The sequence below is a fragment of the Shimia sp. MIT1388 genome (genome assembly GCF_047124445.1).
Classification (GTDB): domain Bacteria; phylum Pseudomonadota; class Alphaproteobacteria; order Rhodobacterales; family Rhodobacteraceae; genus Shimia.
Window position 1 is genome coordinate 358,104 of record NZ_CP138921.1, and the last position, 21,960, is coordinate 380,063.

Annotated in this window: 19 protein-coding genes; 9 read left to right on the forward strand and 10 right to left on the reverse strand. The window is 59.7% G+C overall.

The genetic code is table 11. From position 1 onward, the window contains the following. The first annotated feature begins 76 nt into the window (after positions 1–76). From SIB92_RS01750 to SIB92_RS01785, 8 genes are all read left to right on the forward strand, one after another. Positions 77–955, forward strand: a complete 879-nt coding sequence (locus SIB92_RS01750; protein ID WP_412554200.1) for a D-alanine--D-alanine ligase — start codon at positions 77–79, stop codon at positions 953–955. Further along, positions 943–1,821, forward strand: a complete 879-nt coding sequence (locus SIB92_RS01755) for a cell division protein FtsQ/DivIB (protein ID WP_412554201.1) — start codon at positions 943–945, stop codon at positions 1,819–1,821. The genes SIB92_RS01750 and SIB92_RS01755 overlap by 13 nt, the downstream gene beginning before the upstream one ends. Next, the gene (gene ftsA / locus SIB92_RS01760) at positions 1,818–3,152 is read left to right on the forward strand and encodes a cell division protein FtsA (RefSeq protein WP_412554202.1); all 1,335 of its coding nucleotides are present in this window, start codon (positions 1,818–1,820) and stop codon (positions 3,150–3,152) included. Before SIB92_RS01755 ends, ftsA begins: the two co-directional genes overlap by 4 nt. A 359-nt stretch (positions 3,153–3,511) precedes the next feature. After that, complete coding sequence (gene ftsZ / locus SIB92_RS01765; protein WP_412554203.1) at positions 3,512–5,167, forward strand: cell division protein FtsZ; 1,656 nt, start codon at positions 3,512–3,514, stop codon at positions 5,165–5,167. Between the two features lie 210 nt (positions 5,168–5,377). Further along, positions 5,378–6,301: a UDP-3-O-acyl-N-acetylglucosamine deacetylase gene (gene lpxC, locus SIB92_RS01770; RefSeq protein ID WP_412554204.1), complete on the forward strand. Its 924-nt coding sequence runs from the start codon at positions 5,378–5,380 to the stop codon at positions 6,299–6,301. A 107-nt stretch (positions 6,302–6,408) separates the two neighbouring features. Continuing rightward, positions 6,409–7,263, forward strand: a complete 855-nt coding sequence (locus SIB92_RS01775; protein WP_412554205.1) for an outer membrane protein assembly factor BamD — start codon at positions 6,409–6,411, stop codon at positions 7,261–7,263. Positions 7,264–7,298: 35 nt separating this feature from the next. Further along, positions 7,299–8,945 (forward strand): DNA repair protein RecN, encoded by a 1,647-nt coding sequence (gene recN / locus SIB92_RS01780; RefSeq protein ID WP_412554206.1) that lies wholly within the window; start codon positions 7,299–7,301, stop codon positions 8,943–8,945. 144 nt (positions 8,946–9,089) lie between these two features. Further along, positions 9,090–10,778 carry a chloride channel protein gene (locus SIB92_RS01785; RefSeq protein WP_412554207.1) on the forward strand — a complete coding sequence of 563 codons (1,689 nt, stop codon included), beginning with the start codon at positions 9,090–9,092 and terminating at the stop codon, positions 10,776–10,778. A gap of 3 nt (positions 10,779–10,781) precedes the next feature. On the opposite strand, the gene SIB92_RS01790 is transcribed toward SIB92_RS01785, so the two are convergent. The 8 genes from SIB92_RS01790 to cobS all read right to left on the reverse strand — a co-directional run bounded on the left by SIB92_RS01790 (position 10,782) and on the right by cobS (position 19,141). Beyond that, the gene (locus tag SIB92_RS01790) at positions 10,782–11,429 is read right to left on the reverse strand and encodes a DUF3299 domain-containing protein (RefSeq protein WP_412554208.1); all 648 of its coding nucleotides are present in this window, start codon (positions 11,427–11,429) and stop codon (positions 10,782–10,784) included. A 45-nt stretch (positions 11,430–11,474) separates the two neighbouring features. Beyond that, a complete protein-coding gene (locus SIB92_RS01795; RefSeq protein WP_412554209.1) occupies positions 11,475–12,734 on the reverse strand; it encodes an ABC transporter permease in 1,260 nt (419 codons plus the stop codon). Continuing rightward, complete coding sequence (locus SIB92_RS01800; protein WP_412554210.1) at positions 12,731–13,423, reverse strand: ABC transporter ATP-binding protein; 693 nt, start codon at positions 13,421–13,423, stop codon at positions 12,731–12,733. Before SIB92_RS01800 ends, SIB92_RS01795 begins: the two co-directional genes overlap by 4 nt. 53 nt (positions 13,424–13,476) lie before the next feature. Further along, complete coding sequence (locus SIB92_RS01805; protein WP_412554211.1) at positions 13,477–13,818, reverse strand: DUF427 domain-containing protein; 342 nt, start codon at positions 13,816–13,818, stop codon at positions 13,477–13,479. Positions 13,819–13,872: 54 nt separating this feature from the next. Beyond that, positions 13,873–15,684 carry an aminopeptidase P family protein gene (locus SIB92_RS01810; RefSeq protein ID WP_412554212.1) on the reverse strand — a complete coding sequence of 604 codons (1,812 nt, stop codon included), beginning with the start codon at positions 15,682–15,684 and terminating at the stop codon, positions 13,873–13,875. A gap of 153 nt (positions 15,685–15,837) precedes the next feature. After that, a complete protein-coding gene (gene cobT, locus SIB92_RS01815; RefSeq protein ID WP_412554213.1) occupies positions 15,838–17,712 on the reverse strand; it encodes a cobaltochelatase subunit CobT in 1,875 nt (624 codons plus the stop codon). Further along, positions 17,709–18,143, reverse strand: a complete 435-nt coding sequence (locus SIB92_RS01820; protein WP_412554214.1) for a DUF4240 domain-containing protein — start codon at positions 18,141–18,143, stop codon at positions 17,709–17,711. The genes cobT and SIB92_RS01820 overlap by 4 nt, the downstream gene beginning before the upstream one ends. An 11-nt stretch (positions 18,144–18,154) precedes the next feature. After that, positions 18,155–19,141: a cobaltochelatase subunit CobS gene (gene cobS / locus SIB92_RS01825; RefSeq protein ID WP_412554215.1), complete on the reverse strand. Its 987-nt coding sequence runs from the start codon at positions 19,139–19,141 to the stop codon at positions 18,155–18,157. Positions 19,142–19,337: 196 nt separating this feature from the next. On the opposite strand from cobS, the gene msrB reads away from it, so the two are divergent. Then, the gene (gene msrB, locus SIB92_RS01830) at positions 19,338–19,808 is read left to right on the forward strand and encodes a peptide-methionine (R)-S-oxide reductase MsrB (protein WP_412554216.1); all 471 of its coding nucleotides are present in this window, start codon (positions 19,338–19,340) and stop codon (positions 19,806–19,808) included. Positions 19,809–19,907: 99 nt separating this feature from the next. Here msrB and SIB92_RS01835 read toward each other — a convergent pair whose 3' ends face one another. Both SIB92_RS01835 and SIB92_RS01840 read right to left on the reverse strand, forming a co-directional pair. Next, a complete protein-coding gene (locus SIB92_RS01835) occupies positions 19,908–20,615 on the reverse strand; it encodes a response regulator transcription factor (RefSeq protein ID WP_412554217.1) in 708 nt (235 codons plus the stop codon). Between the two features lie 287 nt (positions 20,616–20,902). Continuing rightward, positions 20,903–21,919: an AraC family transcriptional regulator ligand-binding domain-containing protein gene (locus SIB92_RS01840; RefSeq protein WP_412554218.1), complete on the reverse strand. Its 1,017-nt coding sequence runs from the start codon at positions 21,917–21,919 to the stop codon at positions 20,903–20,905. Between the last annotated feature and the right edge of the window lie 41 nt (positions 21,920–21,960).

Below are 21,960 nucleotides of genomic sequence, written 5' to 3' on the forward strand. Positions count from 1 at the left end.
CAGGGCCAAAAAGGGTCCGGGACATTGAGGCACAGTGGGACTGTCAGAGCAGACACACCCCAAGGTGGCAGTATTGATGGGCGGCCCCTCCGCAGAACGAGAGGTGTCACTGTCGTCAGGGCGTGAATGCGCCGCTGCCCTTCGGGACGCAGGATTGGACGTTGTCGAGGTCGATGCGGGCCTCGATCTGGTTGCACGTCTGCAAGAGATCAAGCCGGATGTTGTGTTTAACGCCTTGCATGGCCGTTGGGGCGAAGATGGCTGTGTACAAGGTTTGCTGGAATGGCTGCGGATTCCCTACACGCATTCCGGCGTGCTGGCGTCGGCGTTGGCGATGGACAAACAGCGGTCCAAAGAAGCGTTTACGCAGGCGGGGTTGCCTGTTGTAGAGAGCGTGATTGCCAACAAGGTCGAAGTTTCCAAGCGTCATGTGATGGAACCGCCTTATGTGGTGAAGCCCAATAACGAAGGCAGTTCGGTTGGCATCTATATTGTCAACGAGGGTGCCAACACGCTGCCGCAACTGGCCGAGACCATGCCTGATGAGGTTATGGTGGAAACCTTTGCACCGGGGCGTGAAATGACCACCACTGTGATGGGCGACCGGGCGCTTGGCGTGACCGACATCATCACCGACGGCTGGTATGACTATGAGGCGAAATACGCCGAAGGTGGCTCGCGCCACGAGGTGCCAGCCAACATCCCGCAAGAGATTTATGACGCCTGCATGGACTACGCCGTGCGCGCGCATCAGGCTTTGGGCTGTCGTGGCGTGTCGCGCACAGATTTCCGCTGGGACGAGAGCCGTGGTTTGGATGGGCTGATCATTCTCGAAGTGAACACCCAACCGGGTATGACCCCCACGTCGCTGAGCCCCGAGCAGGCCGAGTTGATTGGGATGTCCTTCTCTGACTTCTGTGCCTGGATGGTGGAGGACGCCTCATGCGATCGTTGACGACAGGTCGCCGTGATAACGCGCCGTCCCGCTGGGCTTACCGTTTTGAGCGGCTCATGCTGACACCGCTGTTCCGCCTGTTTTTGCGGGTGGTAGTTCCGTTTGTGGTTGTGGCTGGTGCCGCAACGGTTTGGTTGTCTGATGCGGATCGGCGCGAAAGCCTGAACTTGGCGGTGAGCGATTTGCGCCGCGAGATTGCCACGCGGCCCGAATTCATGGTGTCGGCGATGACCGTGGATGGTGCGTCCCAGGGCACGTCAGAAGATATCCGTGACATTCTTTCTTTGAGCTTCCCGACAAGTTCCTTTGATCTGGACCTGCCTTCGATCCGTGAACGGGTGGAAGAATTGCCTGCGATTGCCAGTGTGGCCGTGCGTGTGCGTCCGGGCGGTATTCTAGAACTCAACGTGGCGGAGCGTACGCCGGTTGTTGTGTGGCGCACCCACGAAGGGCTGACGCTGGTCGATCCGGAAGGCAATGTCACTGGCCCGGCCATTTCGCGCGCGGCACATGCGCAGATGCCATTGATCGCGGGCGAGGGGGCAGAGCATCACGTGCAAGAAGCCCTGCGCCTGTTCTCGGCGGCAGCCCCTTTGGCGGATCGGGTGATCGGTCTGGTGCGCGTGGGTGAGCGGCGCTGGGATCTGGTGCTGGATCGTGGGCAGCGGATCAAACTGCCGGAGCAAGGTGCGGTGGAGGCGCTGGACCGGGTGGTCGCGCTGAACCACGCCGAAGAGCTTTTGGAGCGGGACATCAAAGTGGTCGATATGCGTTTGGCACATCGGCCCACGGTACAACTAACAGAACAGGCCGTAGACGCCTGGTGGCAAGCCAGCCAGATGACGACAGGGACAGTGGGACAATGACAGAGCTTTATCAGAGCCAGCGCGCCATGCGCACAATGCGCAAAACGGCGATGCAGCGCGGTGTGATTGCGGTTTTGGATGTGGGGACGTCCAAGATTGCCTGTCTGGTTTTACGATTTGACGGCACCGACCGCTTGGCAAGCGTCGAAGGCATTGGCTCTATGGCAGGGCAGTCCGGCTATCGAGTGATTGGTGCCAACACCATCATGTCCCGTGGTGTGAAATTTGGCGAAATTGACACCATGCAGGAAACCGAACGCGCCATTCGCACGGTGGTGCAGGCGGCGCAGAAGATGGCGAAGATCCGGGTGGATCATGTGATTGCCTGTTTCGCGGGTGCGGAGCCGCGTTCTTACGGCTTGGACGGACAAATTGATCTGGAAGGCCACACCGTTGATGATCAGGACGTAGCCCGTGTGTTGGCAGCCTGTGATGTGCCGGATTACGGCGCGGACCGGGAAGTTTTGCACGCGCAGCCGGTGAATTTTGCGCTCGACCACCGTTCAGGCCTTGGCGATCCACGCGGGCAGGTGGGGCAGACACTCACCACCGACATGCACATGCTGACGGTGGATAAGGCTGCGGTGCAGAACCTCGTGCATTGTATTCGCCGCTGTGATCTCGAACTCGCAGGCATTGCCTCGTCCGCCTATGTGTCAGGGCTGTCTGCGCTGGTGGAAGATGAGCAAGAGCTTGGCGCGGCCTGTATCGACATGGGGGGCGGGGCAACCAGCCTGTCGATATTCATGAAGAAACACATGATCTTTGCCGACACTGTGCGTATGGGTGGTGATCACGTGACTGGTGATATCTCGATGGGCCTGCAGGTGCCGACCGCCACGGCGGAGCGCATCAAGACCTTCTACGGCGGCGTTGTGGCCACCGGCATGGATGATCGCGACATGATCGAGTTGTCTGGAGATACCGGCGACTGGGAGCATGACCGTCGCACGGTGAGCCGTGCGGAGCTGATTGGCATCATGCGCCCCCGTGTGGAGGAAATCCTCGAAGAGGTGCGTGCGCGTTTGGATGCGGCGGGCTTTGAGCATCTGCCAAGCCAGCAGATCGTTTTGACCGGCGGTGGCAGTCAAATTCCGGGGCTGGACGGTTTGGCTTCCAAGATTTTGGGGCAACAAGTCCGTCTTGGGCGTCCGATGCGGGTGCATGGGTTGCCGCAGGCCGCAACTGGCCCAGGCTTTGCCGCAACTGTCGGTATGTGCCTCTACGCAACACATCCGCAGGACGAATGGTGGGACTTCGACCTGCCGGTGGATCGCTACAACACGCGGCCGTTTGGGAAGGCCGTGCGGTGGTTCAAAGAGAATTGGTGAGAAAGGGGACGCGGACGCGTTTTTGGGGGTGACCTCTGATTAAGCCTTGGTTAAGTTCTGGATAACCGCGATCAAAACGCGGGTCCGGAGCGCCGAGCAGTGGTCTCCAAACATAAACATAGCAAACTCCTGCGGCGCCATTTGTGCCCTGGGTGGCTGTTTAGTGTTGTGTGACACTTGTCTTGCCCCGCAAAATCTGGCGGTTTCGGCAAGATGCCGCTAGTTTTCACATTTTTACCCCATATTTTGTGGCCAAATGCGCTTTTTGGGATGACGATTCTGGAAAGCCTGTTTAATAATGGTCCTGAGTAGGCAGAAAATAGCCCGCTGTGGCGGGTAAACAACAGGCGGACAGTTCTATGACATTGAATCTGACGATGCCCGACGAGGGTGATCTGAAGCCCCGCATCACCGTGTTTGGTGTTGGCGGTGCAGGTGGCAACGCGGTCAACAACATGATCGACAAAGAGCTTGAAGGGGTGGAGTTCGTGGTTGCGAACACCGACGCGCAGGCTCTGCAACAGAGCAAATCTGAAAGCCGCGTGCAATTGGGCGTGAAGGTCACCGAAGGTCTGGGCGCTGGGGCGCGCGCAACCGTGGGTGCAGCCGCTGCCGAAGAGAGCATCGAGCAGATTGTCGATCACCTCGCAGGGGCGCACATGTGCTTCATCACCGCCGGTATGGGCGGTGGCACTGGCACCGGCGCCGCACCGATCATCGCGCAGGCAGCGCGTGAGCTGGGTGTTCTGACCGTGGGTGTTGTGACCAAGCCGTTCCAATTCGAAGGCGCCAAACGTATGCGCCAGGCGGAAGAGGGCGTCGAACAGCTGCAGAAGATGGTCGACACGCTGATCATCATTCCAAACCAGAACCTGTTCCGCCTCGCCAACGAGAAAACCACCTTTACCGAAGCCTTCTCCATGGCCGACGACGTGCTGTATCAGGGCGTGAAAGGTGTGACGGACTTGATGGTGCGTCCGGGCCTGATCAACCTCGACTTCGCAGACGTACGGGCTGTGATGGACGAGATGGGCAAAGCGATGATGGGCACTGGCGAAGCCGACGGTGAAGATCGCGCAATCCAGGCGGCAGAGAAGGCGATTGCCAACCCGCTGCTGGACGAGATTTCCCTGCGCGGTGCCAAAGGCGTTCTGATCAACATTACTGGTGGTCACGACCTGACGTTGTTCGAACTGGACGAAGCGGCCAACCGCATTCGCGAAGAAGTCGATGCCGACGCCAACATCATCGTGGGCTCCACTATGGACGAAACGCTGGATGGCGGTATGCGTGTGTCTGTTGTGGCGACTGGTATCGACGCGGCGGAAACCACCTCCGCAATGCCCCTGCCACGCCGCTCCATGCGTGAGCCACTGACCACGACGCCAACCATTGAAACCGCGCAGCAGACCCCTGTTGTGGAACAGGCGGCTCCGGCTCCTGCGGTTGAGGCGGCCCCGGAAGTGGCAGCATCCGAGCCGTCTCTGTTTGGACAGATGGAAACGCAACAGGCCGCAGCGCAGGAACAGATGGAAGACATCTTCGAAGAGGAAGCGCCAGCTGTTGCAGCCGCACCAGCCGCGCCAACCTTTGATGCCGTGTCTGCCGGTGCCGATGTGCCACCACCTGCGTATCAGCCAACACCAGCGCAAGCGGTGCAGCCTGAGATGTTCGAAGAAGAGCCTCAAGGCTTTGTGGCCCCTCAGCGTCCAGCACCAGGCACGCCGACGCCGCAGCTGATGCAGCGTCTGCAAGCCGCCGTGGAAAAAGCGCCAGCCGCTCCGTCCCGTCCGGCAGCCCCTGCGCCTGAGCCACGTGCTGAAGAGCGTCCTCGCTTTGGCATCAACTCGCTGATCAACAAGATGACCGGCCATGGTACCGAGCAGGGTGCCGCGCCAGCAGCACAACCTGTGCGTCAGCAGCCGGCGGTTCAGAGCCACGAGCCAGCCGAGCAGATGGATGAAGATCAGGAGCGGATTGAAATCCCGGCCTTCCTGCGCCGTCAAGCGAACTGATTTATTTGTGAAATACCTGTGAAGAGGCCGCCCAGTGGGGCGGCCTTTTTCTATTGTAAAACAAGTGAATACGCCTTTGTGCGCGGTGTTTTGCCGATTTGTTACAGCGATGTTTCATACCGTTACAAAGCTTTATTTGAGGTGACGGGGCAAAGCCACTACCTCACTATTGCGGCCAATGGGGTGTGCCGCGTCACTTTGGGGAAACCAGTGCAAGCAACGCTTAAGACACCAGTTCATTTTCAGGGCACAGGCCTTCATTCAGGCGCAACTGTGCACCTGACCGTACGGCCAGCCTCCACCGATTATGGTATCTGGTTCAAGCGCACCGACGTTTTGTTGGGCGATGCCATGATCCCGGCCCGTTGGGATGTGGTAGAGCAAACTGCGCTTTGCACCCGCATCAAAAACGAAGCAGGTGTCGGCGTTTCCACCATCGAGCATCTGATGGCGGCCCTGGCGGGTTGTGGCATCCACAATGCTTTGATCGAGATTGATGCGCCGGAAGTGCCAATTCTGGACGGCAGCTCTGCGGATTTTGTGCATGGCTTCCTGAAGGCGGGCATCGTGAAGCAGGGCGCGCCGGTCTGGGCGGTCGAAGTTCTGAAGCCTGTCTCCGTGACACGCGGTGAGGCCACTGCCGCACTTGTACCAGCGGATGAAATGCGCATCGATTTCCACATCGACTTTGTGGATGAGGCGATTGGTCAGCAGACCAAAGAGCTCAACCTCGCCAACGGTAGCTTTATTCGTGAGCTGTGCAACAGCCGGACCTTCTGCCGTCAGGCGGACGTGGAGGCGATGCAGGCCAACGGTCTGGCACTTGGCGGAGACCCGACCGAAAACGCGGTGGTGTTCAACGGTGCCGATGTCCAAGCCAAAGGTGGTCTTCGGCATGCGGATGAGCCTGTGCGCCACAAGATGCTGGACGCGATGGGCGACCTCTATCTCGCCGGTGCGCCACTGTTGGCGCATTATCAGGGCCACCGTGCCGGTCACTCGCTGACAAACGCTCTGCTGCGCGAGCTTTTCTCGCATCCAGACAACTGGCGTCTGGTGGAATGTGATGCGGCGCAGGCGGCGCGTCTGCCAGGCGCTGGCGTGCATATGGGCGAATTTCCAGCCGTTGCTTAAGGTCGGATCGTAACAATTCCGTCCAAAGGCGTTTTGCCCCGCAAATTTCTATGCTAACAGCGTGTGAAAGAGGGGGCGACCCCCGCAGGGAGCAGAAGGTAAGCACTATGTCAGGCATCGGAGCGCGCACCCGCCTTTTCGGTTCGGTTCTGGCTTTGGCCTTTGTTGTGGCCTGTTCCGACAACAGCACCAGCGACGCCCGCCGTGGCTTGGTCGATATGGAGCAGTTCACCCCCGAGCAGATCTTTGAACGCGGCGAATTTGAAATTGCGCGGGATCGCGGCACCGATGCGGCGTTTTTCTTTTCCGAAATTGAACGCCTGTACCCCTATAGCGAGTTGGCCAAGCGGTCCTTGGTGATGCAGGCCTTTGCCTATCACTCTGACGGCGCCTATCCAGAGGCACGCGCGGCCGCGCAGCGCTACATTGACTTCTACCCGGCAGATGATGATGCAGCTTATGCCCAGTATCTTCTGGCGTTGACCTACTACGACCAAATTGACGAAGTGGGCCGTGACCAGGGGCTGACCTTTCAGGCGCTACAAGAGCTGCGCAAGGTGATCGAGATCTACCCAGAGAGCGAATACGCGCGCTCGGCTTTGTTGAAGTTTGACCTGGCGTTTGACCATCTGGCGTCCAAAGAAATGGAAATCGGTCGCTACTACCTACGCCGCGATCACTTTGGTGCGGCCATCAAGCGTTTCCGCGTTGTTGTTGAGGATTTCCAGACCACAACGCACACGCCTGAGGCCCTGCACCGTCTTGTTGAAGCCTACCTGTCGCTTGGCCTCTATGCCGAGGCGCAGACTGCGGCGGCGATTCTGGGGCACAACTTCCAGTCTACTGAGTGGTATCAGGACAGCTACGCTCTGCTGCGTGAGAATGGTCTGGAGGCCAAAGCAGAGGGCAGCAGCTGGCTCAACCAAGTCTATCGCCAGACCCTGCAAGGCAGATGGCTGTAACAGGGGGCAGGGGCTGCCCTGTGGTGTGACGCTGAATGCTGCGCTCGCTTGAAATCCGTGACATGCTGATCATCGACCGGCTGGACCTTGCGTTTCAGCCTGGGTTGAATGTGCTGACCGGGGAAACCGGCGCGGGGAAATCGATCCTTCTGGACAGTCTCGGCTTCGTGCTGGGCTGGCGTGGCCGTGCGGAACTGGTGCGGTCTGGTGCTGATCAGGGCGAGGTTGTGGCGGAGTTCGATCTGCCGGACGGCCATCCTGCACACGCCATTTTGGATGACGCAGGCCTGCCGGGTGGCGAAGAATTGATCCTGCGGCGCATCAATCGTAGCGACGGGCGTAAAACGGCCTGGGTAAATGACCGGCGTGTGTCGGGCGAGGTGCTGCGGCGGTTGTCAGAGACGTTGCTGGAGCTTCATGGGCAACATGATGACCGGGGTCTGCTGGATCCTAAAGGTCACCGTGAGGTGCTGGACCTGTTCGCCAACACGGACAAGTTGCGCGGCAAGACCCGCCAAACCTGGTCTGAGGCGTCTGCTGCTCGAAAGGCGCTGACGGCGGCGCAGGTTGCATTGGAAGAGGCCAAGGCCGAAGAAGATTTCCTGCGCCATGCGGTCCAGGAGTTGGACAAGCTGGACCCGCAGCCGGGTGAGGAGGCGGAGCTCGATACCCGCCGCCGCATGATGCAGAACGCCGAAAAAGTGCGCGAGGATGTGAGCCGCGCGCATGCCGCCTTGGGCAACGGTGGTGCGGAAAGCGCGATGGGCGACGCGATGCGGTGGCTGGGCGATGCCGCGTCAGAAACGGGCGATACGTTGGAAGCCCCCGTGGCAGCGTTGGAGCGGGCCATGAACGAGTTGGCCGAGGCGGTGGATGGCGTGGAGCGTTGTCTGGAAGCGTTGGATTTCAACCCACACGAACTCGAAGAGCTGGAGGAGCGTCTGTTCGCTATTCGCGGTCTGGCCCGCAAATACAATGTGCTGCCCGATGATTTGGGGGGCTATGCGGACGATTTGCGCACGCGACTGACAGCTTTGGACGCAGGCGAAGGCGACATCGCCGCGCTGACAGCGGATTTGAAAGACGCGGAGGCTGCGTATGATGCGGCGGCGGATGCGCTGACCGCGGCACGCAGCAAGGCCGCGAGCAAGTTGGACAAGGCTGTGATGGGCGAACTGGCCCCGCTGAAGATGGAGCGGGCCGTGTTCACCACCAAGGTGGCACCGGGCGATGCGGGTCCTGAAGGTCGGGACGCGGTGGAGTTTGTTGTGGCCACCAATCCGGGCGCACCGGCGGGGCCTCTGGCCAAGATTGCATCGGGCGGTGAATTGAGCCGTTTCCTGTTGGCGCTGAAAGTTTGCCTGACCAACGATATCAGCGGCATGACCCTGATCTTTGACGAGATCGACCGCGGAGTAGGCGGGGCCACCGCCGATGCGGTTGGCCGCCGGTTAAAGGCGCTGGCCGAAGGGGGGCAGGTTTTGGTTGTGACCCACTCGCCGCAGGTGGCCGCGCTTGGCGCGCATCATTGGCAGGTGGCGAAGTCGGTCAAAAACGGCCAGACCCTGAGCCGTGTTGTACCTCTGGATGACGGCGAGCGGGTGGATGAAGTGGCGCGGATGATTTCTGGCGACACTATCACACCCGAGGCGCGCGCGGCGGCAAAGGCACTATTGGTCTAGTTTCGGCCTTTGGCTCGGAAAATTCGCGCACAATCAGGCACTTTGGCGTGAAACCCTTCGCTTACCTCTTTGCGTTACAAGAGATTTCTGACTAGATCAGACGTAATCACTTACGACCCTCCCACCTGGAGATTTTGCAGCACTATGGCGAAGTCGGTAGGCTCCTTTCTCGCGGAAAGCGCCCAAGAGGCGGCAGACACCTGTCGCGGCGGCTGGAAGGTATTGGTCAACAAAGGCCCAAGCCAGTTCCAGTTCTGGATCATCGCCCTGTGCATCGGGATTGCTGCGGGCTTTGCCGCCTTGTTGTTCCGCAAAGGCATCCACTGGCTGCAATCCACGTTGTATGGGGCTGAGGACCTCACACGACTTCATACGTTTGCCAATACGCTGCCCTGGTATTGGCTGGTGATTATCCCAACTATCGGCGGGCTGGTTGTGGGCATCATTCTTAACAAGTTCACACCGGACGGGCGCGTGCGCTCGGTGGCAGATGTGATCGAGGGCGCCGCGCTGCACGAAGGGCGTGTGGAACGCAAAGCGGGCATCGCCTCAGCCTTTGCCAGCCTGATCACGCTGTCCTCTGGCGGCTCTACAGGTCGCGAAGGACCGGTGGTGCACATCGCTGGCATGATTGCGACTTGGGTCAGTGTGCGGATCAATGCGGACGGTATCACAGGGCGGGACCTGTTGGGCTGTGCGGTGGCGGCCGCCGTGTCTGCCAGCTTTAATGCGCCCATCGCAGGTGCGCTTTTCGCGTTGGAAGTGGTGTTGCGTCACTTTGCGGTGCATGCCTTTGCTCCCATTGTGATTGCGTCAGTGGCAGGCACAGTGATCAACCGCTTGGAGTTTGGCGACGTCACTGAGTTCACGCTCAACACCGGCACTGCGCTGCAATTTTATCAAGAGCTGCCAGCCTTCCTTATCCTAGGGGGGCTCTGCGGTCTGGTGGCCGTGGCGCTGATGTGGACGATCTTCTGGGCGGACGATATGGCCAGCCATTTGAAGGAAGACCTGCGCATCCCGCGCTGGCTGCGCCCGGCGATTTCGGGGGCTTTGCTGGGCATTCTGGCGATCTGGTTCCCGCACATCATTGGGGTTGGCTATGAGACGACTTCTGCGGCACTCACAGGCAATCTGTTGTTGCATGAGGCCGTGGTCTTTGCGGTGCTGAAGGTGATTGCGGTGTCTATCACCATGGCTGGCCGCATGGGCGGTGGGGTGTTTTCGCCGTCTTTGATGGTGGGCGCGTTGACCGGTTTGGCTTTTGGCATGGTCGCCACAGCGATCTTCCCTGATGTATCCGGCACGACCACGCTTTACGCGCTAGCAGGCCTTGGGGCTGTTGCCGCTGCCGTGTTGGGCGCGCCGATCTCAACCACTCTAATTGTGTTTGAAATGACCGGCGACTGGCAGACAGGTTTGGCGGTGATGGTCGCGGTGTCGATCTCCACAGCGCTGAGTTCACGTCTGGTGGATGGCTCGTTCTTCCTGACCCAGCTGGAGCGGCGCAATGTGCATATCGCGGCCGGGCCACAGGCCTATTTGCTGGCGATGTGTGGGGTCGGCAAGGTGATGCGCGCCAAGGATGCAGAGAATGCTGCACCGGAGGAACGCTGTTGGGAGATGGTGTCTGAAGGGCTCTATGTCGATGGCACTGCCACCTTGGAAAGCGCCATGCCGATCTTTGAGACGACGGGCGTGAACTTCCTGCCGGTGGTCACGCTTGGCGGGGAAGATGCGCCGCCCGAGTTACTTGGTGCGGTGTTCCAGGTGGACGCGCTAAGGGCCTACAACAAGGCGTTGGCAGCCACCGCTGCGGAAGAACACTCCTAAGACCTAGGAACCGTAGGCAATCACGCTGTCCGCGTCCATTGTGTAGGTCACGTCCACATCCGCCTCGCCATCAACCATGTAGAGCGAATGGCTGTCAAACTCGCTGCGCAGCTCGCCGGTGATCCAGACAGGGGCAAACAGGGTTTCGGTGGGGTATCCGGCTGGATAGCGCACATGCACAATCTGGTTTGCCGGTGGTGGCGGCGTGTGGATACAGGCGCCAACTGTGGGCACCAGCAAGAATTCCACCGCGAGATTGCCGTCCAGCTCCAGCGGCAGCAGATAGCCCGGCATGCGCACGGTTTGGCCAACAATGGCGTCATTGGGCATACGGGATTCGTTTTCCAGCTTGGTCATAATACGCAACCGTTCTGCCAGCAGGAAATCGGCGTCGATGCCTTCGCCCGCCAGCTCCGCCCGTAAGCCGGTTGCATCCTCTTTGGCGTTGGCGTCGGTTTCCGTCTCGGCCAGGTAATCCAGTCGCAAGATGCGCGCTAGGGTTTGCATTTGCAGGTCCGTGAGGTTTTCAAACGGGTTTTCAAACGCCGAACTTGGTCCCTCAAGGTCGGCCCATTCAATATCCTTTGCCTGTTCGGCAAGACCTAAAGAGGCCGTCAGGGTCAGGGCGGCAGAGAGCAAGAGCGCTTTCATAAATGGGTCTCCGTAAGAAGGGTGGCGTGGTGCCAATTGAACGGCTTAAAGCCGGGTGGTCAAGCCGTCCGCCAGGGTCATTCGGTATACTCGCCATGCTGGCAGCAAGCTGGCCAAACCGCCAAAACACAAGACTGTGAGCAGTAAAATGATTTCGCGGCTGGTGAGGACATGCCCGCCAAGTGTAACGCCAAACCGGGCGGACAGCAGCGGTTCTGCGAGCAGGCCAGCGCCCCAGAAGATTGCCAGGCCCAACAAAATGCCAGAACCGGTGACCAGCAGGGCTTCGAGGACGATCATCAGGACCACGTCCCGTGGCGCTGCGCCAACGGAACGTAGAATGGCAAACTCGCGGCGGCGGGCTTCCAGCGCTGCAGACAACATCACCACCATGCCAATCATACTGGCGGCCATCACCGCCACAGACATCAGGCGCAAGGCGTTTTCGGCAGTGCCGGTGATCGACCAGAGCTGCAGCAACGCCACATTGGGCATCACCGCGGCCAAGGGCTCGGCCTTGTAGGTCGCAACGGCCCGTTGAACGCCAAGCACGGCGGTGCGGTTGCTGAGGCCGATGTAAATAGCGTTGATTTGGTCCGGCACAAAGCCATGTTCATGTTCGTCGTCGTGATCCGTCTCAGCGAGGGTCGCAAAAGGGTCAGCCGAGCGTGGTGCATTCTCGGCGTGCAGAGCGTCAAACCCCTCAAGCGAGATAAACGCCATGCGATCCACTGCCGTGTTGGTGCGAGCGAGCACGCCGGTGATTTGAAACGGCGCTTCGTCATGCACCTCCAACGCCACGGCGCCCGCCCCATGGGCGTTGACGATTTCCGTGCCCACGTCGTAGCCCAACCGCTCGGCTACCTCGGCGCCAATCACCGCGCCATGTGTGTCCTCAAAAGACCCACCATTGGCAAAGTTTAGCGCCTGACCGCGGCTGTGTTTGAAATGTTCAAAGTAGGCCGCAGTAGTGCCAATGACCGGAAAGCCCTGATGGTTGTCCCCCTGCATCAACGGCACCGCCCAGGCCACGCCCGGCATCTTTTCCAGCAGTTCCAGCACTTCACCGGACATGCCCGCGCCCGTGGAGCCGACGCCAAACACCGTTGCCAGCAGGATCTGAACGTCATTGCCGCGTGGCGCGACGATCAGGTCGATGCCGGAAGCGGAGTTCGCAAAAGACGTGCGCGCAGAGTCGCGCAGCCGCTCGACACTGAGGATTAGAGCGACGCTCAACGCGATGGCCAAAACGGTGAGCGCGGCGACAAATCGGCGGTTCCACAGGCTGTGCAACACGAGCGTCATGCGGCCACTCCCGCGTTGGTCAGATCCGAAATTTGGACAACGCGGTCGAAGTGGTGGTCTTGACCTCTGTCATGGCTGACCATCAACAGGGCCGCGCCGCTCTCTTGGGCTTGCTGGCTGAGCATTTGCATGAAGGTTTCTTTGGTCTCCGGATCCAGCGCGGAGGTTGGTTCATCCGCAAGGATCACTTCTGGCGCGCCAATCAAGGCACGCGCCGCCGCGACCCGCTGTTGCTGCCCAACGCTGAGCGCGCTGGCTTGAGACGCGCCAAGCGTATCCGGATCAAGCCCCAAAGCCGCCATCAAACGCTCCGCTTCCTTGTCCAACGGACCGTTCACACGTTCTCGGCGGCGTTTGGAAAAGCGGCAGGGCAAAAGGATGTTGTCCACGGCACTGAGCCAGGGCACGAGGTTGAACACCTGAAAAATCAGGCCCATGTGGTCGGCCCGAAACCGGTCGCGTTTGCTGGGGGGCAGGGCGCCGATGTCCTGATCAGCCACAGATACCGCGCCAACGGGAATGTCGATCACGCCGGAGACCGCCGCCAAGAGCGTGGATTTGCCGGACCCGCTGGGGCCGCGCAGCATCACCCGTTCGCCGGTCTCCACGTTAAGGGAGGCGTTTTGCAGCACTGCGGCGTTGCTACCGGGCCAAACAAAGGAAAAATCGGAAACAGAAATCTGCGACATAGGCGCACTGTTGGGGGAAAGCGCGCCGGTGTCCAGCGCGCATTTTCCGTTGTTTAGACGCGCTCTACCGCCACCAGATCGCTGGTGTAAAACGCCAGGTGATCCTTGATGCGTTCCACGGCCTCAACCGGCGCCTCATAGCTCCAGGCCGCGTCAGAGATGGTTTGGCTCTTGGTCACAATCGAGAAGTGGTTGGCATCGCCTTTGTGCGGGCAATAGGTGGTCTTTTCGCTTGGGTCCAGAAACGCCATGGCAATGTCGGAACGAGGGAAATAGATCACTGGCTTCAGGTCGCCTTCGCTCAGTTCCAGCGCGTTGCTGCTTTCGCCCAGGATGGCGCCACCGGCACGGACAACCCAATTGCCTTCAGCTTTACGGATTGTGATGTTTGTCATGTGGTATCCCTCCTGTTTCGCGCTCGAATAAAGTTGTGTTGTAACAGTACGATGTCACGGCGTGGAATGTGACAGCGCGGCGCAGGCCGCATCCAACCACATTTGTTGGTCTGGTGCGAGTCGTGGCGACAGCACTTGACGGCACGTCGCGTGGTAGCTGTTGAGCCAATCCAGTTCTGTTTCGCTCAGCAGGTCGACAACCACCATGTCGCGATCAATCGGCGCAAAGGTCAGGTTGCGGAACTGCAGCATCTCGCGGTGATCGTCCCCCCCGGGCAGGGCGGGGGCCTCTTCGACCACAATCAGGTTCTCGATGCGGATGCCAAAGGCGCCGGGGCGGTAGTAGCCTGGTTCATTGGAGAGGATCATGCCGACCTCAAGCGGGGTGTCGCTCACGCGGCTCAGGCGCTGAGGGCCTTCATGTACACAGAGATAAGCGCCAACGCCGTGGCCCAACCCGTGGTCAAAGTCCTGCCCAGCCATCCAGAGCGGCAAACGGCCAATGGCTTCGATATGGCTGCCTGCAACCCCTTTGGGGAAACGCATGCGCGATACGGCAATCATGCCCTGCAGCACGCGGGTGAAAGCCACTTTGGCGTCATCACTCACCTCACCAATGGGCAAGGTGCGGGTGATGTCGGTGGTGCCATCGGCATATTGGCCGCCACTGTCCAGCACCATCAGATCGCCGTTTTGCAGGGGACGGTTGGTCTCTTCGGTGACGCGGTAGTGCATGATCGCGCCGTTGGGGCCAGCGCCTGCAATGGTGTCAAAACTGATTTCCAGCAGGGCGTTGGTGGCGCGGCGGTATTCTTCCAGTTTTGTCACCACGTCTATTTCGGTGAGGGTGGTTTTGTCCTGCGCGTCAAACCAGCTCAGGAAGTTCACCACGGCCGCGCCATCCCGCAGATGGGCTTCGGCCATGCCAGCAATTTCAGATGCGTTTTTACGCGCTTTGAGCATGACGCAAGGGTCTTGGCCGTAGGAAATCTCCGCGTCGCTTTTCGACACAGCGGCTTGCACGGCGATCGGCGCGCTGCCTTTGTCGAGGCGCACGGTACCGGAGAGCTGCGTGAGGAATGGGATAAAGGCGTCAGGCGCGTGCACGCGGACGGCGTCCCCCAGATGGTCGCGCACCTCTGTGAGTTTCTGCCCGGCCATGAACAGATCAACGGTGGCGTCGGAATTCAGCACGGCAAACCCATGGGCCAGCGGGTTACGGGGAATATCTGCGCCACGGATGTTCAACATCCACGCGATGCTGTCGGGCAGGGTGATGACAGCAGCGGTTTCGCCATGGGCGTTGAGATCAGCCGCAAGTCGCGCACGTTTGTCGCCATGGGATTCGCCCGCCACTGCGGTGGGGTGGCTTTTGACCGGTGCCATAGGAGCATCTGGCTGGTCGTCCCAAATGGCATCAACCGGGTTGTTCACTGGTACAAACGTGATCATGTGGTCTTCGGTAGCTTTATGCAGCGCCTCCAGTTGGCCCACTGTATAGAGCCAGGGATCAAAGCCGACATGGCCGGTGCCCAGGTTTTCCACGATCCATGGCCCCGGCAGGACCTCGGGCCAATCGACCGGCGTGTAACAATCCGCCACCTGTTCCTTGACCTGCGTGCGGTAACGCCCGTCGACAAACACCCCCGCGATGTCCTTGAGCACAACGCAAAACCCAGCGGAGCCGGTGAACCCTGTCAGCCAAGCCAACCGGTCGTCCCGCGCGGCAACGTATTCGCCCTGATGCGCATCGGCGCGGGGCACCAGAAAGCCGTCCAGGCCCCCTTTGTCCATTTGCGCCCGCAGGGCTTTAAGGCGGGCGGGGCCCTGTTCCGGGCGGGCGGTGACGGCAAAATCCTGAAACATGGCACGGCTCCTTGGCGCAAGTGAATAGGCGTTCAGTGATACGCACTGCGCCGCCAATGGCAAGTGGGTTGCTGAGGGCGCAGAAAAGAAGAGGGGGCGAGCCCCCTCGCGGACGCTCACCCCCGGGATATTTCGGGTTAGAAGAAGCGGGGCTTAGCCCACTTTCCGCATCCCCATGACCCGTGCACGCGCGCGTGGATCGTTGTCAAACAGGGCGGCCAATTGCTCTGTCATGGCGCCTGCGAGCTGTTCGACATCGGTGATGGTCACCGCGCGGTCATAGTAGCGCGTCACATCGTGGCCGATACCAATCGCCAAGAGCTCCACCAGCTTGCGTTTTTCCACCATGGCGATCACGTCGCGCAGATGTTTTTCCAGATAGTTGGCAGGGTTCACCGAGAGCGTGCTGTCATCCACAGGGGCGCCATCGGAGATCACCATCAGGATTTTGCGCTGTTCCGGGCGCATCAGCATGCGGCGGTGGGCCCATTCCAGCGCCTCGCCGTCGATGTTTTCCTTCAGCAGCCCCTCTTTCATCATCAGGCCAAGGTTGGGCCGCACGCGACGCCAAGGGGCGTCCGCCTGTTTGTAGATGATGTGGCGCAGATCATTGAGGCGGCCCGGTTGTTGCGGACGGCCGTCGTTGAGCCATTTTTCACGCGCCAAGCCACCTTTCCACGCACGGGTGGTGAAACCGAGAATTTCGACCTTCACGTTGCAGCGCTCCAGCGTGCGGGCCAGAACGTCGGCACAGATCGCGGCAATGGAAATTGGCCGGCCACGCATGGAGCCGGAGTTGTCCAAGAGCAGCGTCACCACCGTGTCGCGGAACTCGGTGTCGTGTTCCATCTTGAAGCTGAGCGGCGTGGTGGGGTTGGCCACAACGCGCGCCAAACGGCCAGCGTCCAGCGTGCCTTCTTCGAGATCAAACTCCCAACTGCGGTTCTGCTGCGCTTGCAGGCGGCGTTGCAGGCGGTTGGCGAGGCGGCTCACCGCGCCTTTGAGTGGCTCCAACTGCTGGTCCAGATAGGCGCGCAGGCGTTCCAGTTCGACCGGCTCGGCCAGCTCTTCGGCGGCAATCTCTTCGTCATGGGTGGTGTCAAACACCACATAGTCCGGGTCTGCCTCAGAAATTGGCGGTGGGGGAGGCGGATCCAGCGGCGCTTCGCCGTCCGGCATCTCGGCCTCATCCGACATCTCGTCTTCAGCCATGTCATCCATGGTGACCTGCGCCTCGGACATGTCCTGCTGCTCTTCCTGAGATTGCTCAGGGCTGGCCTCAGTGTCTTCCTCGTCGCTGTCATCCTGACCCTGGCTATCCGGGTCTTCCTGCTCTTCCGCCTGTTCTTCGGCCTCGTCGTCCTGATCGTCGATGTCATCCGGGTCATCGCCCAGTTGATCGCCGTAGCCGAGGTCCTCGATGATCTGGCGGGCAAATTTGGCAAAGGCCTGTTGGTCGGACAGCAGTTCTTGCAGGTCGTCCAGATGCTCGCCTGCGCTCTGCTCGATGTAGCCGCGCCACAGGTTCATCACATTGGCTGCGGCCGGGGGCAGGTCGCGCCCGGTGGCCAGATGACGGATCAGATAGCCCGCGGCCACAGGCAAAGGCGCCTGCTCGGTGGAGGTCATGTCGCCATAACCACGGCCAGCGGCTTCCTGGCTGATCTTCATGTCGATGTTGGTGGCGGTGCCGGGCATGTCGCGCGCGCCCATCGCTTCACAACGAGCAGTTTCCATCGCCTCATAGAGATCGCGGGCAATGCCCTGACCGGGTGCATAGCGCATGTGGGTGGCGTCGTCGTGATACTTGCGTTGCAGTGCCAGCGCATCGGCGGTGCCACGGGCCAAAAGCACCTCATCGCGGGTCATGCGGCGGCTGACCTGAGGCAAGCGGATACTGTCGCCGGACATGCCAGAGGGATCAACCGTGTAGGACACCGACAGTTCCGGATCGTCGGCCATGACTTTGGTGGCCTCAGCCAGGGCCTTTTTGAACGGATCAGCGGGGTTGTCGCTTGGTTTTTTCATTTGGCCCAACCTTCTTCGTTAGAGAAGCTCTCAATATTCACCGTTGCCTCACGCGAAAATTCGCGCACGGTTTTGTCAGAATAAGCATCGCCCGCCACATACAGCAAACCTTCAAGCCAATTTGGTGAACGTTTGGGAAAAGCCCGGGGGTTTTTCAAAACATCATGGTAAGCTTGTTTTCCTTGCGCGATGACCATCAAGCGCGTGTACAGAAAACTATCGGACAATCCTGGAAACCAACTAAAACGGCGGTAGTGCTGTCTTGTGTCCAGCGCATAAGCTTTTTGCGCGAGGCACTCATAGAAGCCATGAATGTCAGCTTCGGTCATTTTCGAGAGCTCGGCGACGAGCGGCTTAAAGTTGGTTGATCCATCTTGCCGCTTGCAGCCTTCAATTTTCTCGATCAATGACCAAAACTGCGTGTCATTCATAGCATCTAAGTTCACCCCAGGCTCATGCTGGCCGCGCTTTCAGGCAGCTCTTCGTCAAAGCAGCGCTGATAGAACTCGGCAACGGTCTGGCGCTCCAGCTCGTCACATTTGTTCAGGAAGCTCAGGCGGAAGGCATAGCCAACGTTGCGGAAGATTTCTGAGTTGGCGGCCCAGTTGATCACGGTCCGTGGGCTCATCACGGTGGACAGATCGCCGTTCATAAAGGCGGTCCGGGTCAGGTCCGCCACGGTCACCATCTGGCTCACAATCTTGCGGCCTTCGGCGGTGTTGTAGTGCGGTGCCTTTGACAGGATGATCGCGGCTTCGGCATCATGGCTGAGGTAGTTCAGCGTGGAGACCAGCGACCAACGGTCCATCTGGGCTTGGTTGATCTGCTGCGTGCCGTGGTAGAGGCCAGTGGTGTCGCCCAGACCCACGGTGTTTGCGGTGGCAAACAGGCGGAAGTAAGGGTTTGGCGTGATCACTTCGTTCTGATCCAGCAGGGTCAGCTTGCCGTCATGTTCCAGAACACGCTGGATCACAAACATCACGTCCGCACGACCGGCATCATATTCATCAAACACAATCGCGGTCGGGTTGCGCAGCGCCCAGGGCAGGATGCCTTCGTGGAACTCTGTAACCTGCTTGCCGTCGCGCAGTTTGATGGCATCTTTACCAATCAGGTCGATACGGCTGATGTGGCTGTCGAGGTTGACGCGCACGCAGGGCCAGTTCAGGCGGGCCGCAACCTGTTCGATGTGGGTCGATTTACCGGTGCCGTGGTAGCCTTGAATCATCACACGACGGTTGTGGCCAAAACCCGCCAGGATCGCCAGCGTGGTTTCCGGGTCGAATTTATAGGTTGGGTCGATCTCTGGCACGCGGTCGGTGCGCTCTTCAAAACCCTTGATTTTCATGTCGCTGTCGATGCCAAACACATCGCGCAGATCAATGTCTTCGGTGGGCTTCGCGTTGCTTTCCATCATGCCGTCGGCCATGTCGTATGTCCTTCTCCCGGCCACCCAAATACGGCGGCCCAAATCTACCGGCCTTTGGTGCATCAAATCCCACGGGATCACAAGCGAAACTCTGCAAAATACGTGGCGTTGTCACGAAACTCACGGTCCTGTGCTGAGCTGTTAATTGCTTAAACGCGGATTGGTGCGCAATTTTACGACCAAAGGAGGATGGAGAATGCAACGACGTCATTTCATTTCCGCCGCGGGCGCGGCCGCGCTGACCGCTATGGCCCTGCCGCGTGCCACTCTGGCAAAAGAGTTCGAAGTCACCCGCACTGACGCCGAATGGCGCGCCATGCTTACGCCTGCGCAATACAAGGTGATGCGGCAGGAGGGCACAGAGCGGGCGGGCTCGTCGCCATTGGATAAGAATTACGAGAAGGGGACGTATCACTGTCGAGGCTGTGATCTGAAGCTCTACAGCTCGCGGCATAAGTACGACAGCGGCACCGGATGGCCGAGTTTCTACAAATCGCTCCCCAAAGCGATTGGAACCAAGCCGGACCGCAAGCTCCTCCGGGTCCGCACCGAATGCCACTGTCGCAGGTGTGGGTCGCATCTTGGACATATCTTTGACGATGGTCCGCAACCCACGGGGAAACGCCATTGCCTGAATGGCGTCTCATTGGTGTTTAAGCCCAAATGAGACCGGGCGCCCTGCTGCCGAGGTGGGGCATAAGGTTACGACGGCAAAGCGGCCCGGTCTCTCATCCCCGAAGGACGATCATGGGTTGGAACAGGCCACTCACGCAGCCATGTCCTCCGGGGAATCTGAAAAGCGATAGCCCAGCCCGTACAGGGTCTCGATCGCGGTGAAGTTGGGCGCGACTTCGCGCAGCTTGCGCCGGATGCGCTTGATCTGGCTGTCGATGCTTCGGTCGGTGACAAAGACGTCGCCGCCGTAGGCAAGGTCCAGAATATTGGCCCGGCTGAGCACCTGACCGGGGCGTTGCGCGATGATCCAGAGCACGTTGAACTCGGTGGCGGTGAGGGCGACCTCTTTGCCATCCCAACGGGCCTCGTGGCGCAGCCGGTCCAAACGCAACGCCCCGCGCTGGATCACGGTCACGTCGTCCGCATCGCGATGGCTGGGCGCCGCGCTGCGCAAGGCCGCTGCAATACGTGCGCCAAACACCCGCATGGAAAACGGCTTGGCAAGATAGTCGTCCGCCCCAAGGCGCAGCATCATCGACTCTTCGGTGGCGCTTGCGGTGGTGCTGAGCACCACGACAGGCACGCTGTAGGTGTTTGTGATCCGCTCAATGATGGTGAGCGCATCCATGGACCGCTGGCGCAGTTCCATCACCACCAGATCAACAGATTGACGCGACAGTTCCGCCATGGCGGTGTCTGGTGACACATGACAGAGGCTTTCGTGCCCGTCATGCAGCAAGACGTCCTGCATCGCCGCCAGCAGTTGACGGTCCGGATCAATCAGAAGGAGTCGGGACATGGCCGCCCTCCGATCTGCTTGCGGGCATGGGTGAAAACATCCTGTTTGATCGCCACAGGTTCCGGGCGCCCGCGCTGGTGTAACCAAAGCAACGGGAACAGGGCACTAAGCATTAAAGCACTGAAAAACATGGCGCCTCCCTTCTGAGATCTGATGTGAAAATCCGAAGAGAGCGTCTTGTCTCTTCGTTCATCACACAGATGGGGAAGGATCAGAAGGTTGCTTTGGGCAAAGCTGCCACTGTTTTGTCAAACTGCGCCAATCGTGGCCGTCTTGCCAAATTCCGCTCAGGCCAGAGATTGCCGCCGCTCACCGGGAGACTGTCCGGTCCAGCGTTTGAAGGCTGATGCAAAGGAGCTCACGTCAGAATAGCCCAGCAGAAAAGCAATCTCGCTCTGGCTCATGTCGCTGTTTTTTAAATAGCGATCCGCCATGGCGCGGCGGAAGTTGGACAACACAGTCTGATAGGTGGTGTTGGCGTCGCCCAAGCGCCGCGCCAGTGTGCGCGCGCTCATACCCAAATCTTTGGCTACGATGGACACCGATGTCTGTCCGCTCGCCATACGATCCGAGATGGCTTTCTCCACCACCAGTTCGATGTTGGAGCGGTTCTTGGGGCGTTGTGCAAGAACCAGATCAGCATGCGCTTGCAAGACTTTGTGTAAGCCTTCGTCAGACGTGCTCAATGGCACGTCCAGATCGGCTGTACGGTACTGCAGGCTGTTCCACTGCGCTCCAAAGGTGATCGGGCAGCCCAACAGCTTCTCAAGTTCGGCCGCATTGTGTTTGCGCCGGTGGCAAAAGGTGATGTGCTTTGGCAAAATTGTGCGCGGCAGCAACTTATTTGTGCCGCTGAGGAATTGGCTCACTTGGGCCTCAACAAACCGCCCGGTCTCCACGGTGGCGGGTATGTCCAGCCGCCATTTGAAAATCCCCTGTTCATCCAACTCGGAAATGTCACTTTCCATCGCCTCGGAGAACACCTGCCCGTATCGGGCGAGGTTCGTGACAATACATCGGATGTCTTTGGACGACCGCCCGAGGTAGCCAATGAGGCCAAGCTTGGCAAAGCGCCGCGTTTGGCCCCAACGTACGGCAATCAGATCATCCTGCGTGAGGGCAATACCGTTTTCTACAATCCGCGCCAGTCCGGCGAGGGGGACCAGGTTTTCGCTCTCTTGGAGTTCAGCCAGAGTGATCCCGGTGCCCTTGAGCACCTCTCTCTCAGGAAAGCCGAGGCCAATGATGTACTCGGAAAAATCGCGCCCCATGGCCGCAACATGTTTGGCGGAATTCTGCATCATGTGCTCACATCACCGCATTTGTCGCTCAAAATCAAGGCTGT